Origin of the sequence: Labrenzia sp. OB1, from assembly GCF_001624695.1 — a bacterium.
In the GTDB taxonomy this organism is placed as follows: domain Bacteria; phylum Pseudomonadota; class Alphaproteobacteria; order Rhizobiales; family Stappiaceae; genus Roseibium.
The window spans coordinates 16136-29518 of the sequence record NZ_JSEP01000002.1 but is presented as its reverse complement, the minus strand read 5'-3'; the positions used below and the strand labels follow the sequence as shown (position 1 = coordinate 29518).

The window sequence follows — 13383 nt, the reverse complement described above, 5'->3', positions numbered from 1 at the left end:
GATGAGGGGCCTTTCCTCCAAAGCCCCCGCTGGTTCAGTCCTTCAATACGCCCAGTGCCCGCAGGATACGTTCCGGCGTGAACGGCATCTCGGTGATCTGAGCGCCTCTTGGACGCAATGCATCGTTGATCGCATTCATGACCGCGGCCGGGGCCCCGGCCGTGCCCGCTTCTCCCGCGCCTTTCGCGCCGAGAAGGCTCTCCTTCGTCGGCGTTTCCACATGGCCCACGACCATGTCCGGCATCTCGGCCGCCATCGGCACGAGATAGTCGGCCATCGACCCGTTCAGAAGCTGGCCGTCCCCGTCGTAGTGAATTTCCTCGAAAAGCGCTCCGCCGACGCCCTGGACGATACCGCCGCGGATCTGCTCATCAACCAGTTGCGGATTGATGATCCGGCCGCAGTCCTCGACGCACCAGTGTTTCAGCAGCTTCACGACCCCGGTTTCGATATCGACCTCCAGATAGGAGGCCTGCACACCGTTGGTGAACGCGAAGGGGTAGTCGGAGGTGATGAAATGGCGGGTTTGCACCAGTTCTCGGGGCAATCCTTTCGGCAGCGTGTCCCCCCGAAAATAGACGATCCGGCCAATTTCCTCAAGCGGCATGCGGCTTTCGCCTGTGGCGGTGTCAACCACTTGCCCGTCGCGGATGTCCAGCCGGGATTGCTCCGTCTGCAGCATCGCGGCCGCAACCGTCAGTATGGATTCGCGCAGCGCCCGGGCGGACTGCAGTGCCGCCTCGCCGCCGATGCCGGCTCCGCGCGAGGCCCAGGTGCCGCCGCCATAAGGCGTAACCTGCGTGTCTCCGGTGATGACGCGCACCTTGTCCGGCGACACGCCGACACCTTCGGCCACGATCTGGCTGAGCATGGCCTCGGTTCCCTGGCCCTGCTCGGTCACCCCGGACAGGGCGACGAGGGAGCCGTCCGGATCCATCCGCACGGTGCAGCCGTCCTGCGCCGAAATGCGTGCGCCGCCGATGCCGTACATGAAGGGGGAGGGGTTGGTGAGTTCGATGAAGCTTGCGATGCCGATGCCGCGATGGATCCCCGACTTGCGCAGTTCCGCCTGTTCGGCGCGCAGCCCGTCGTAATCCATCAAGTCCATCAGCTTGTTCATGGATGCATGGTGCGACAGGGCCTCGAAGCGCATGTTGGCTGGCGAGGTCACGGGATAGGCGTCGTCGCGGAACATATTGCGCCGGCGGATTTCGACCGGGTCCATGCCCAGTTCCGCAGCCGCCTGATCGACAAGCCCTTCCGTGATTGCCACTGCGATGGGATGACCGACGGCGCGATATTGGCATGTCGGGGTCTTGTTCTGGAACACGACTGTGGTCTGCGCGCGATAGTTCTTGAAGTCGTAGGGACCGCCGCACAGGTTCACCACCTGATTTCCCTCGATCGCCGAGGTGCGCGGATAGACCGAATAGGCGCCAATTGCCGTCCAGTCGTCGACGTCCATGGCCGTGATGCTGCCGTCTTCCTCAACGGCGATCCTGGCTTCGATCTCGTGGTCGCGGGCGTGGATGTCCGTGGTGAAGCTCTCCAGGCGGTCGGCCACGAATTTCACCGGCCGGGCCATGATTTTGGCGATTGCGGCTGTTGCCACTTCGTCGGGATAGACATGAACCTTGATGCCGTAGGACCCACCGACATCGCCGCAGATCACCCGGACCCGGCCTTCCGGTACGCCGAGATGCTCGGCAAGCACCGTCTGTATCATGTGCGGCGCCTGGGTCGCGTGATAGGCGGTCAACTGGCCTTCTGCCGGGTTCCAGTCGGCAAGAATGGAACGAGGCTCCAGCGTCACGCCCGTGTGCCGGGCAGTGCGGAAGCGCGTCGAGACAACCTTGTGCGCGGACTTGAACGCGGCTTCGACATCGCCTGCCTCATGCAGGCGCCGAAAAGCAAGATTGTCGCCCATGTCCTCATGCAGCACAGGCGTGTCCGCATCGAGGGCGCTCATCATGTCGGTGACGACCGGAAGCGGGTCATAATCGACATCGATCAGCGCTGACCCGTCTTCGGCGGCGGCCCGTGAGGTGGCCACAACCGCGGCGACCGGCTCTCCGACCCAGCAGGCCCTGTCCACGGCGATCGGATACTCCGGCGGCGACTTCAGGCCCTTCAGGTGCGCCAGAACGGCCACCCACGGCGTGCAGACCTCGGCGATATCCTTGCCCGTAAAGACCCTGAGCACGCCCTTGACCGACTTTGCCTCGCCGGCATCGATGCCGGTGATGCGCGCATGAGCGAAAGGTGAGCGCACGAAAGCGACGTGAACCATGCGCGGCAGCACGATATCGTCGACATATCGACCGCGCCCCTGCACCAGACGGCCGGCATTCGGGCGCGGCACGGTCTTGCCGATGTAGGAGTTTGGTCTGTCGGGATTGCCGAACTCGATGGTCATGCCGCTCCCCTTCCGGCGCGCGCCTGCGCCACGGTTTCAACAGCGTCCACGATGGCTTCATAGCCGGTGCAGCGGCAGTAGTTCCCCGACATGTGTTCGCGGATCTCCTGCCGGGAAGGGATTCCGCCACGGGAAAGAAGGTCTTTCGCCGCGACCAGCATGCCCGGTGTGCAGAAGCCGCACTGAAGCGCGTTTTTCGCCACGAACGCCTCTTGCAGATCCTGGATCGCCGCCGTGTCTGTCAGGCCCTCGACGGTCCATACCTCGGCACCGTCCGCCTGCGGAGCAAGCATCAGGCATCCGCGGATGGGCGCGCCGTCAACCTCTACGGTGCAAGCACCGCAAACCCCGTGTTCGCAACTGGCATGCGCGCCTGTCAGCCCGAGTTCGAGCCGCAGGAAGTCGGTAAGATGCTGACCTGACGCCACGCGTGCCTCGACGGGCTCTCCGTTCACGGTCAGGGTGATGTCTATCCTGTCGCGGAAGGCTTCGCTCATGCGTTCGCTCCCTCAATTCTTGCAGCGGCGCGGCGCAGGAGAACCTGAGCGAGATGCTGCCGGTAGGCGCTGCTGGCCTGTGTGTCGGAGGGCGGGTCCATGTCGTCGCGCAGGGCTTGCGCCGCGCCCTCAACGTCGCCCTTGTCGAGGGCGGTCATCGCGGCCCGGGCCAGAAGCGGTCTGGGTCCGACCGAAAACAGTGCTACCCGATGACCGGCCGGCCGCTTCACCAGGCACAGTCCGGCCAGTGCGTAGTCGCCGGACCGGCGGGCGACTTCCTCGATCACCTGCGTTTCCTTCGCTTCGGCTTTCGGAACCGAAATCCCGGTCAGGATCTCGCCTTCGCCGATGGCGGTCTCGAAGACGTCCCGGAAAAAGTCTTCCGCTGCAACGTCCCGTCGCCCGTTCAGTCCCTCGATGTGCAAGGTTGCGCCGAGAGCGAGGATGCAGGCCGGGAATTCGGCCGCCGGATCGGCATGGGCGAGGGCGCCGCCAATCGTTCCCCGGTTCCGGATCGCCGCGTGTGCTATGTATTGGACAGCTTGAGACAGAAGTGGCGCGTGTTGACGGATAAGGGGATTGCCGCCGATCTCGACATGCCGGGTGAGGGCGCCGATCAGGAGTCTGTCGCCTGCATCCGATACACCGGAAAGCTCCGAAACGCGCGAGATGTCGACCAACAGGTCGCCCGCCGACAGGCGCATGTTCATCGCGGCGATCAGGCTCTGGCCGCCGGCCAGAATCCGGCCAAGTCCGCCCGAGCCTGACAGCAGCTCAAGCGCATGCCGCAAATCGGATGCGCGGGCATATCCGCCCACCGATGCCTTCATGGCCACCCCTCCCGTAATGCCCGCAACGCCTCCTTGCATTGCTTATTGAGCATTTGATCAATCTTATTGAGCAAATGATCTATAAATCTGACGCGAATGCAAGTAGAATATTTTTCGAAGCAAAAACGCGGACGGAAACATGGACATCAACGGACCGGTGGAAAGCACCGTCATCGAGGAAAGACCGGGGCGGCGGAGGCTGCCGCCGCAGGAGCGCCGCCAGCAGATTATCGACGGGGCGGTGGCTTTCTTCGCCGAGGTCGGTTTCGACGGCAAGACGCGGGATCTCGCCAAACGCCTCGGGGTGACCCAGTCGCTCCTGTTCAACTATTTCGCCACCAAGGACGAACTGATCGAGGCGGTCTATGAACAGGTCTATCTCAACCGGCTCGCGCCCGACTGGCCCGACCGCCTGACAGACCGCTCGACGCCGCTACGCGACCGGTTGCTGGCGTTCTACACGGAATACAGCACGCTCATTTTCCAGTACGAGTGGATGCGCATCTTCATGTCCTCCGGCCTGTCCGGGGCCGAGCTGAACCGCCGCTACCTCAAGCATCTCGGCGACGTGATCCTGCGGCCGCTTCTGGGCGAGATCGAATTCGCGGCACGCTCCGGCGGGACCCCGACCATGGAGGACATCTGGAACCTGCACGGCGGCATCGTCTACATCGGCATTCGCCAGCACATCTACCGCACCCCGTGCCCAGACGATCCGTCCGTGGCGATCACGCGCGCGGTGGACCGTTTTCTGCTGGCGTTCGGCGTGGAGCAGGGGTGAGGGGCGACCGCACACCACGGTGTGAGGATTGCCAAACCCAGCCAGCCGGACCATGAGCCGGCCTGCAGAAAAACGGCGCAGATCCTCACTTTTCATATAACAAAGCGGTGTTGACCGGGAAGCCTCGCAGCCCGGTCATTTTCAATTCCGGGCACAGGATCGCCCGGGTTCGGCTACGTCAAACTTGACATACCGACCGATTGGTTTGTAGTGTTTTGCCATGACCTCAAGCGATTGCCCAGTTCTGGATGACACAAAGAAGCCCCGGCGCCGTAACTCCGATCTCACGGTGCACGAACTCAAGGCTGCGACGACCGAGCAGCTCATCAATCAGGGGCTCTCGGGACTTTCCATCAAGCCGATCCTGGACAAGGCAGGCGTGTCGCGCGGCGCCCTGTTCCACCATTTCCCGACGAAAAACCATCTGATCGCAGCCGCTTTTGCCGACCTGCTTCAGTCCTTCTCGGAGGCGTTGCATCAGTCGGGATCAGACTTGCGAAGCGGGCGGATAGACGTTTCCGCGTTTGTCGAACAGGTCGTCGAGACCTTCGTCAGCGACATGTTCATCGGGTCAATGGAAATCGCACTGGGTATCCGCGTCGAACCTGATCTGAGCGAACTGGTCAAAGAAGCGGTCGAAGAATGGCGTGTCTCTCTGGCCGCCTTCTGGAACGAGACATTTGAACTGAAGGGCATGGATACAGCGGCGGCCGCCCAGCATTGGGCGATGGCTTCCAACCTCCTTCGAGGGCATGCCTTCACATCGACATATGGCGTTGAACCCGGAGCAAGACTGGCGTTCTGCAAGAGCTTTGAAAAGCTCATTTTGAATGAAGCGGTCATCAAAAAAGAAACCGCCTGAACAAACTAAGCCTTCCATAAAACAGGGACCTGTCATGACAATCAAAACCCTATTGGCTGCTGCGCTTGCAGTCACATCGCTTTCCACCCCTGCACTGACGGCAGACAAGATTGTCGCCGCCACGTGGCTGCCGCCGCAACACCAGTACTCACGATATCTCTATGACTATTGGGCTGAACGCGTTGCCGAATATGCGGGAGACACGCTTGATGTTCAGGTCGAACTCGGATCTCCACGGGTCACCGCGACAGGCAATCTGGCGGAAATCGCCGATGGCATCGTCGATGTGTCCGGTCATTTCGCGCAATACACGCCGACCGACCTTCCGGTCGCGAATGCGGTTGAAGAACTGGGCATGACCTTCGATGACCCGCGCACGATCATTGCCGCGGCGGCGGAATTCAACGCCACCGATCCCGCGCAGCAGGCAGAATGGAAATCCCATGGTGTCGTGTTCGGCGGCTCATACGCCACCAACCACTACAAGCTGATCTGCAACAAGCCCATAACCACCCTGGCGGACCTCAAGGGCGCGAAGCTGAGGCTGCCGGGCCGTGCTCCGGCCGAGTGGGCCAACTCCGCCGGTGCGGTCACCGTTTCCTTCAACACCAATGAACAATACGGTGCCCTCGACAAGGGAGCGCTTACCTGCACGACGACGACCGCTGCCGACGCATATGTTCGCAAGCTCTATGAAGTCGCGCCGCACATCACGGACCTTCCGGTCACCTTGTTCTGGGCCGGTCTCGGGCATGGCTATAACCCGGACAAGTGGGCCAGTCTCACAGTCGATCAACGCAAGGCCCTGCTCGATGCGGAAGCCGATGCCATGGCCGCGCTGATTGTGGATGGCACGCTTCTGGAAGAGGAAGATGCCCGCGGGAAACTGATCGAGCAGGGCGTGACTTTCCACGAACCGGCAGAAGATCTTGCCAACTCCCTGAAGGCTTTCAGGGACGCTCAGCCGCTCAAGGCCGTCGACATTGTGGTCGAGAAATTCGGTATCGACGACGCGCAGGACCTGCTTGCCCGTTTCCAGTCGACCGTCGACAAATGGGACGAGATCCTGGCCGACGTTCCTCTTGAGGACAAAGGCAAGCTGGCAGATCTGATCCGGACGGAAGTCTACGACAAGCTTGACTTGTCGACCTATGGCGTGAACTGACCCGAAACCTGCAGATGGCCCCGGAAATCGGGCGCCAGAAGTCGGGCACGGCCGCCACCGGCCGTGCCCGCAGGGGAGACTTCACATGACATTCCTGATGCGGGCCGGCGACCGGCTTGCCAGATTGCAGCTGCATCTCGCAGGTTTGGCGGTGCTCGCAATTCTGCTGAACATATCCGTTGATGTCGCGATGCGGGCCTTCTTCAACGCGTCCTTCAGCGCAACGACGGAACTCGTATCCTACTACTACATGATCCCCGTCGCGTTTCTGCCGATCATGACGCTGGAACTGAAGGGCGGCCACATCGATACCGACCTTTTCTATCGCCTGTTTCCCGAGCCGCTGAAGCTTGTATCGCGGTGCATATCCGGGATCATTTCGGTCGGTATCTACGGGCTCCTGGCCTATTTCACCTTCGTGCAGGCGGTGTCCTCGACAAAATCCGGTGAAGTCGCGATGGGGGTCAACCTCTTGCTCATATGGCCGGTGCGCTGGGTCTTGCCTGTCGTCTTCGCGCTCGCGGCGCTGGCGGCCTTTATGGTCAGCGTGCAATACGTGCTGGGAGCGCGCCGTCATGATTGATCAATTGATGCCGGTGCTCATGTGCTTCGGCCTTCTGCTGTTCCTGATCGCCATTCGTGTGCCTATCGGCCTGTCGCTGATCGCTGTCTCATTCATCGGCATTGCCGTTGAAACCAGTTTGCGCGCTGCCATCGGTTCGGTAGCCCGCCTGCCTTACCAATATGCGACGGACTGGAATTTTTCCGCGGTTCCGATGTTTCTGCTGATGGGTTACATCGCCTCGGAAACCGGCCTGACCAGAGGCTTGTTCAGGTCCTCGCGCGCGCTTCTCGCGCGGCTGCCGGGCGCACTGGCCTGTGCGAGTGTTCTTGCGAGTGCCCTCTTCGCCGCCGCGTCGGGATCATCAGTGGCGACGGCATCGGCCATGTCCAGGATCGCGATCCCGGAAATGCTGAGCCGGAAATATGACCCGGGCCTTGCCTGCGGAACGGTTGCCGCATCGGGCACGCTCGGCTCTCTCATTCCGCCGAGCATCCTGATGATCCTGTACGGGGTCTACTCGGATGTCTCCATCGGCGCGCTGTTTCTGGCCGGTGTGATCCCCGGTCTTCTGTCGGTCGCGGTTTACATGGGCATGATCATCGTCCGTTGCTCCGTGAAACCCGAACTCGGCGGTGCTGGTCACCAGGAAGAAGAGGACCGTCTCCCCCTGTGGCGGATGCTCTATGATGTCGCGCCGTTGCCGGTGCTCATCGCAATTGTGATGGGCAGCATCTCCGCCGGTCTGGCAACACCGACCGAGGCAGGTGCCCTGGGCGCGCTTGGAGCCATAGCGATTTCCATGGCGACGGGGCAGTTTTCCGTCGCCAGATTGATGGAGGCCCTTCGGCAAAGCGCGCTGTCCTTCACGGCGATCTTCATTATCGTTATCGGCGGAGGTCTGCTGACGCGCTTTGTGGCGATTGCCGGCCTGGGAACGCTGCTGACCGACGTGTTCTCCGGAAGCGAAATCGGCGCCATTGGTCTGATCCTGATGATTGCGCTGATTTACATCATCCTCGGCATGTTCATCGACTCCATCGGGCTCCTTCTGCTGACGGCACCGCTGATCCTGCCGATGGCAAATGCCGCGGGCCTCGATCTCATCTGGCTCGGGATCATCCTGATCAAGTTGCTTGAGATCGGCCTCATTACCCCGCCCGTCGGCCTGAATGTCTTTGTCATTCAGAGCGCGCTGAAGGGCGCGGTCCCGATGCCTCTCGTCTTCAAGGGCGTGTTGTGGTTCATCGCTATGGATGTCCTCACACTCGTTCTTCTTGTCGCCTTCCCGGAGTTGACGCTCTGGCTCCCCTCCCTTTTGAGATAACGGACAGATTATGGATATCGTTGAAACCTTTTCTCCGCCCAGTCCGGCGGAAATGGCAGGGCGTTTGGCCCGTGTCCAGATGCAGATGGAAGCTGAAGGGCTGGCCGCCTATGTCACGGTCATGCCCTCCAACATCCTGTGGCTCACCAACTTCGCCAACTTCATCCACGAGCGCCCGTTTATTCTGGTCGTGCCGGCCTCCGGCGCGCCCCGGTTCGTCATTCCCCGGCTCGAGGTCGATCATGTTCTCAGCCGGCATGTCGGCGCTCTCGACCTGTGCGCCTACCGGGAGTTTCCGGCCCCCGAAGGCGGCAGATGGCAGGACCGTCTCGCGGACACGCTTCCCGCCGCGGGCAGGGTCGGTGTCGAGAGCATGCTGCCCCATGCCATCGCCGCCGAGATCGGCGATCACGCCGTTGCCTCCGATCTGGTCGAGACCCTCCGGCAGGTGAAGTCCTCCTACGAACTTGGCCGCATCGCCTATGGCTGCCGGCTGAAATGCGAGGCACACGACCGTCTTCTGGCGGAAGCCCGTGCCGGTTTCAGCCAGTCAGAAGTCAACGCTACCATCGGCAGGGAAGTGTTTTCCAAGATGGTTGCCGACAATCCCTCGGTGAACCCTTACGCCACCTCGATCATGACCCTGGTGCAGAATGCCGACGTCAGTCACGATCCCCATAATTTCACCGATCTGGATATCCGGATGAAGGAAGGCGGCCCGCATGTCACCGTTTTCAACTCGGTGATCAACGGCTATGGCGCCGAGGTCGAGCGCACGTTCTTCATCAATCATGTTCCCGAAGTCGCCAAGGCCCCGTTTGAAACCATGCTGCAAGCGCGGCGCATGGTTTTCGAAGGTCTGAAGCCCGGTGTAGTGCTGCAGGATCTCGACCGCGCCGTGATCGACTTCTTCGAAGGGCAGGGCTACGGCGACAATGTCATCCACCGGGCCGGTCACGGCATGGGGGTCACCGCGCACGAGGGGCCGTATATCGCCGACGGCGATGACACAGTGGCTCAGGCGGGCATGGTGTTCTCGCTGGAGCCGGGCATCTATTTCCCCGGTCTCGGCGGATTCAGGTTCTCCGACACCGCCGTCGTGACGGAGACGGGCGTCAAGGCTCTCACACACGGCCCGGAGACCCTTGAGGATCTGACACTTTGACCGCGAAATCCCCGGCCGAAGACATCCTCGCTCTGACGGGATGCGCGGCCTTCACCATCCTGCTCTACGACCATGAGCAGGGCGTCGCGCGCCGCGTGTATTCCTCGCGGCCGGAGGCCTTCTCCGCCCGGGGCACCAAGCCGCTTGCCGGCGCGCCCTGGGCCAATCACGTGATCCGCCGCAAAAGCCCCTTGATATCGGATGGCCCTGCGGCCATCCGCGCCCATTTCGACGACCACGCGGCTATCCTCGCGCTCGGAATCCAGGCCATCGTCAACTTCCCGCTCCTGTCGGGCGATGCGTGCCTTGGAAGCCTGAACTGCCTCTATCAGCGCCTCCCGTCCCATCCGGACCCTGCGCTCGCAAAAGCCGTCGACGGGCTCGGGCAGGCTGTCGTGAAGACACTCGAAACACCGCCGAGCGATCAAGGGGTCTGATATTTCTAGTGTTGATTGATTCTGGATTTTGATGATGTTGCCGGAGAGATCTGAAAACCGGCGAACTGGTCTATGAATGACTGATCAGGATGGGGCAGTTTAAATCGTTATTCCCCGCTCCGTGAGAGCGGGGAATTCTCTTCCGATTTCATCACACCGATTGCACAGGAATTTTCGACAAAGTCCCTCAGTAGATCCTGTCGTTGCGTCCCTCTGTCAGGCAGCCTCGGACCGCGTCGGTTGCGTTTCTGTCGTGGACGCGGGATCGAGTGGGAGGCGAACGATGAATTTGCTGCCTTTACCAACTTCCGAATGGACCGTCAGCTTACCCTTGTGTTTGATCTCCACAATGGATTTGCAGATGGCCAGTCCCTGACCTGTTCCTTTTCCTGGCGGTTTGGTCGTAAAGAACATGTCGAAGATACGGCGCAGGGATTTTCCTGGAATACCCGGTCCGTTGTCGGCAATGGTGATTGTACAATATGCATCGTCCTTTGTTACGTTCACCGCAATCTCGCCCATCCCGCCAGCATAGTCGCGAGACTGGGAATGTTCGGCAATGGCATCCGCCGCATTGACAATCAGATTGATAATGACCTGAGAAACATCTCCCGGATAACAGGGGATCATGATCTCGTTTTCGTCAGCTTTAAAGTCGAGCTCCGCACTGTGGCGCCATTGCGACCTTGATACGGTTGTCGCGTTCTCGACGAGTTTGATCACGTCGGTTTCAGTTGTTTCGGAATCATCCGGATGTGCGAATTCCTTGATCGACTGAACGATTTTCCCAATTGAGACAACACCTTGTGCCGCTTCAGACAAGGCCGCCGGGATTTCGTCCTTCAGGAAGTCCCAATCCATGGCCTCGAGTTTTTCCGCTTGTGCTTCGACAGTTGTGCCTTTCTGATCATCCAAAACCTCTGTCAAATCGTCAAAGGCTTCACTCAGGAACTTCAAATTGTCTCCGATGAATTGTGTCGGCGTATTGATCTCGTGAGCGACACCACTGGCCAGGGTTCCCAGCGATTCAAGTTTGTGGGTTTCCATAAGTTCCATTTCAAGCCGACGGTTCTTCTCGTTGACTTCAAACATCTCCGAAATGTCAGTATCCACCAGGACGAATCCGCCGGAGATCATTGGGCGCTGGGTATGGAGGATCATCTGGTCCTTTGCCCAACGGCTTTGCCAGGTTTGCACCTGACCCAGGGCCAGGCGCCCCAGTCGGTCGTCGACGGTAAGCATCTGACTTTCCATATCGTCCGTAGCCGATGCCGCGTAGGCCGTATGGAGTAAGTCTTTGAACGGGACGCCCGTAAGCACGCTGTCTTCCGGCAACTTGTAGAGGTCCAGAGCAGCCTTGTTCACAAAACGAAGTTTCTGGTCTTCACAAACGATGAAGATGGCCTGGGAGACGCTGTTTATCGCGTTATGAAGCAAGGTTTCCGCGAATTTCCGACCCGCCTCCGCTTCGTCTTTTTCATTTTTCGCAATTTTTGCATATTGTTCCAACGCAGTGGACATCTTGTTAAACGACCGGGCAGTGGAAGCCAGTTCGTCGTTGCCCTTTACCGGCATAAGATACCCGAACTCGCCCTTGGCCACTCGAGCTGCGCTATCGCGCAGTTGGTTGAGCTGCCGGGTCAAGATCGTCCCAAGGAAAAATCCGAAGATCGCGACGATAACCACTTCCACGCCGGCGATCGTCAGCATGCGTTTCGAACCCGCTGCGACCACGCTATCTATAACGGATGTTGACAGGCCGATCTGGACGGAACCAAAGGGAGTCTTTCCGACTTCGATGGGGACGCTCACGCCAAATGTGTCATCTGCCAGGCGCGCGCCGTTTACGGTGTTCCCGGAGGTGTCGGGGGCAGCTGGAACTGCTCCGCCTTCTGCCAGCACAAGTCCGGCATCATTCTTGATCTGAACATACATGAGCCCTTCGTTCGACAGTGCCTGTTCCACGAGGATGTCAAGGGTTGCCAGGTCAGAAGCAACCACTGCGTCTGCAGTCATTGTCGCCAGTAGCTGGGCGGATGTATGCGCCCGTGACTTTAGCTCTCTTTCGTTGGAAGATCTAAGATCATGAAGACTTGTGCCGACCAATATCGCCAGAACAAAAACCTCAATCAGCGCAATCCCAAGTATGGTTTTTAGCTTGAATGACATTTTTCTTCTCCTGCTGAAACAATTTCCGTTTGTCCCACTGAAAGGTTCAAGGCTCTGACATCGTCCCATGTGTCATTTGAAGCAGAAACAAAACCCGTCATTCCGAGCGACTTGAGGATGTTTTCTTCAGTCATGCCTAGAAGCGCAGTTGCTACTGCATTGCGATCATCAGCGTGCACTTTTGCGGATGCTGCGAACGCATGCGGCGTGTAATCATCTGTTTTGTAAATCACCTTCAACTGCGCTTTGAGTTCATCAGGAATATTGTTGAATGTCCTTCCAACGCCTCCGCCCGCAGGAAAAAGTCCAAGAGCAACACTGCGATAAACCGAGTCATGCGACTTCACATAAGACGGTTCGAAGGAAATATTTTTCGAAGTAAGTTCGGCCCTCGGGACCACACTGGCACCGAATGCGGCAGGCGAGGGGAAGGCTACTTTCTTGTGATTCAACTGGCTGAGATCGTCGATGTTGCTGTCGCTACGAGCGACCAGAATGCCCTTGAGCTTCTTGTCAGCCTGATGTGCAAAAGCCTGATAACCCGCGCGCTCATGGAACACGGTGTAATGGTAGGGATTCATATAGGCGAAATCATAAGCCTTTGAATTCAGACAGGCTTCGAAAGTGGGAATGTCTTTGGCCGTTGCGAACTGAAACTTGTAGCCTGTCGACTTTTCCAGTTCTTCCAGGAGCGGAATCCAGACCTGCGCCAACCGACTTGCAGACTGTTGTGGCACCACACCGAAAGTATAGACCGTTTCAGAATGAACAGGTTGATTTCCAAACAACAAAAAAGCGGCTCCACTTTGCAGCAAAAGAGCAGACAAAGCGGAGAGCCGCGAGTTGTTTGTGGGTACATGGAAAGCTGATAAAATGGTCATGGATCGTTCCTTTCGATTTCAACAGTGTGCCGAAACGGACTAGGAGGAACGATCCCCATATAGGGACAAAATTTACTCCTTTCTTCCTTGGTAAACGCTTAGGGCGTAAACTCATAAATGAAGACGAAATGGCATGGGAAATGGCGAAACCCCGTTAGGAAGCGTGCGATGAGCGGGCTTCCTGCCCGGTCAAGCACGCTGACGACAAGGGGTGAAGCCATTTCCATGTCCTTCGGATTTGACCGAATTGGTCCTCCTCTGCGTCGCAAAAGGCTTGAAAATGAACCACAT

12 protein-coding genes are annotated in these 13383 nt (G+C 59.2%); 7 read left to right on the top strand and 5 right to left on the bottom strand.

Features of this window, described 5'->3' with window-relative positions:
• Positions 1-34: 34 nt before the first annotated feature.
• From OA90_RS02510 to OA90_RS02500, 3 genes are read right to left on the bottom strand one after another with little or no spacing between them, the layout of a single operon-like run.
• The gene (locus OA90_RS02510) at positions 35-2416 is read right to left on the bottom strand and encodes a xanthine dehydrogenase family protein molybdopterin-binding subunit (protein ID WP_068406735.1); all 2382 of its coding nucleotides are present in this window, start codon (positions 2414-2416) and stop codon (positions 35-37) included.
• A complete protein-coding gene (locus OA90_RS02505) occupies positions 2413-2913 on the bottom strand; it encodes a (2Fe-2S)-binding protein (RefSeq protein ID WP_068406732.1) in 501 nt (166 codons plus the stop codon). The genes OA90_RS02510 and OA90_RS02505 overlap by 4 nt, the downstream gene beginning before the upstream one ends.
• Positions 2910-3743 (bottom strand): xanthine dehydrogenase family protein subunit M, encoded by an 834-nt coding sequence (locus tag OA90_RS02500; RefSeq protein ID WP_068406729.1) that lies wholly within the window; start codon positions 3741-3743, stop codon positions 2910-2912. Before OA90_RS02500 ends, OA90_RS02505 begins: the two co-directional genes overlap by 4 nt.
• Positions 3744-3882: 139 nt before the next feature.
• On the opposite strand from OA90_RS02500, the gene OA90_RS02495 reads away from it, so the two are divergent.
• The 7 genes from OA90_RS02495 to OA90_RS02465 all read left to right on the top strand — a co-directional run bounded on the left by OA90_RS02495 (position 3883) and on the right by OA90_RS02465 (position 10042).
• Positions 3883-4524: a TetR/AcrR family transcriptional regulator gene (locus tag OA90_RS02495; protein ID WP_068406726.1), complete on the top strand. Its 642-nt coding sequence runs from the start codon at positions 3883-3885 to the stop codon at positions 4522-4524.
• 220 nt (positions 4525-4744) lie between these two features.
• Positions 4745-5386, top strand: a complete 642-nt coding sequence (locus tag OA90_RS02490) for a TetR/AcrR family transcriptional regulator (RefSeq protein ID WP_068406723.1) — start codon at positions 4745-4747, stop codon at positions 5384-5386.
• Between the two features lie 34 nt (positions 5387-5420).
• The gene (dctP, locus tag OA90_RS02485) at positions 5421-6551 is read left to right on the top strand and encodes a TRAP transporter substrate-binding protein DctP (RefSeq protein ID WP_199823576.1); all 1131 of its coding nucleotides are present in this window, start codon (positions 5421-5423) and stop codon (positions 6549-6551) included.
• Positions 6552-6636: 85 nt separating this feature from the next.
• Entirely contained in the window at positions 6637-7134 is a 498-nt protein-coding gene (locus OA90_RS02480; protein ID WP_068406718.1) for a TRAP transporter small permease subunit, read from the top strand.
• Positions 7127-8440 (top strand): TRAP transporter large permease, encoded by a 1314-nt coding sequence (locus tag OA90_RS02475; RefSeq protein WP_244274525.1) that lies wholly within the window; start codon positions 7127-7129, stop codon positions 8438-8440. The genes OA90_RS02480 and OA90_RS02475 overlap by 8 nt, the downstream gene beginning before the upstream one ends.
• 10 nt (positions 8441-8450) lie before the next feature.
• Positions 8451-9605: a Xaa-Pro peptidase family protein gene (locus OA90_RS02470; RefSeq protein ID WP_068406715.1), complete on the top strand. Its 1155-nt coding sequence runs from the start codon at positions 8451-8453 to the stop codon at positions 9603-9605.
• Positions 9602-10042, top strand: coding sequence for a GAF domain-containing protein (locus OA90_RS02465; protein ID WP_068406713.1), 441 nt, complete (start codon positions 9602-9604; stop codon positions 10040-10042). Before OA90_RS02470 ends, OA90_RS02465 begins: the two co-directional genes overlap by 4 nt.
• A gap of 216 nt (positions 10043-10258) precedes the next feature.
• Here OA90_RS02465 and OA90_RS02460 read toward each other — a convergent pair whose 3' ends face one another.
• A complete protein-coding gene (locus OA90_RS02460; protein WP_068406710.1) occupies positions 10259-12211 on the bottom strand; it encodes an ATP-binding protein in 1953 nt (650 codons plus the stop codon).
• Positions 12196-13092 (bottom strand): phosphate/phosphite/phosphonate ABC transporter substrate-binding protein, encoded by an 897-nt coding sequence (locus tag OA90_RS02455; protein WP_082836803.1) that lies wholly within the window; start codon positions 13090-13092, stop codon positions 12196-12198. Before OA90_RS02455 ends, OA90_RS02460 begins: the two co-directional genes overlap by 16 nt.
• Positions 13093-13383: the final 291 nt, after the last annotated feature.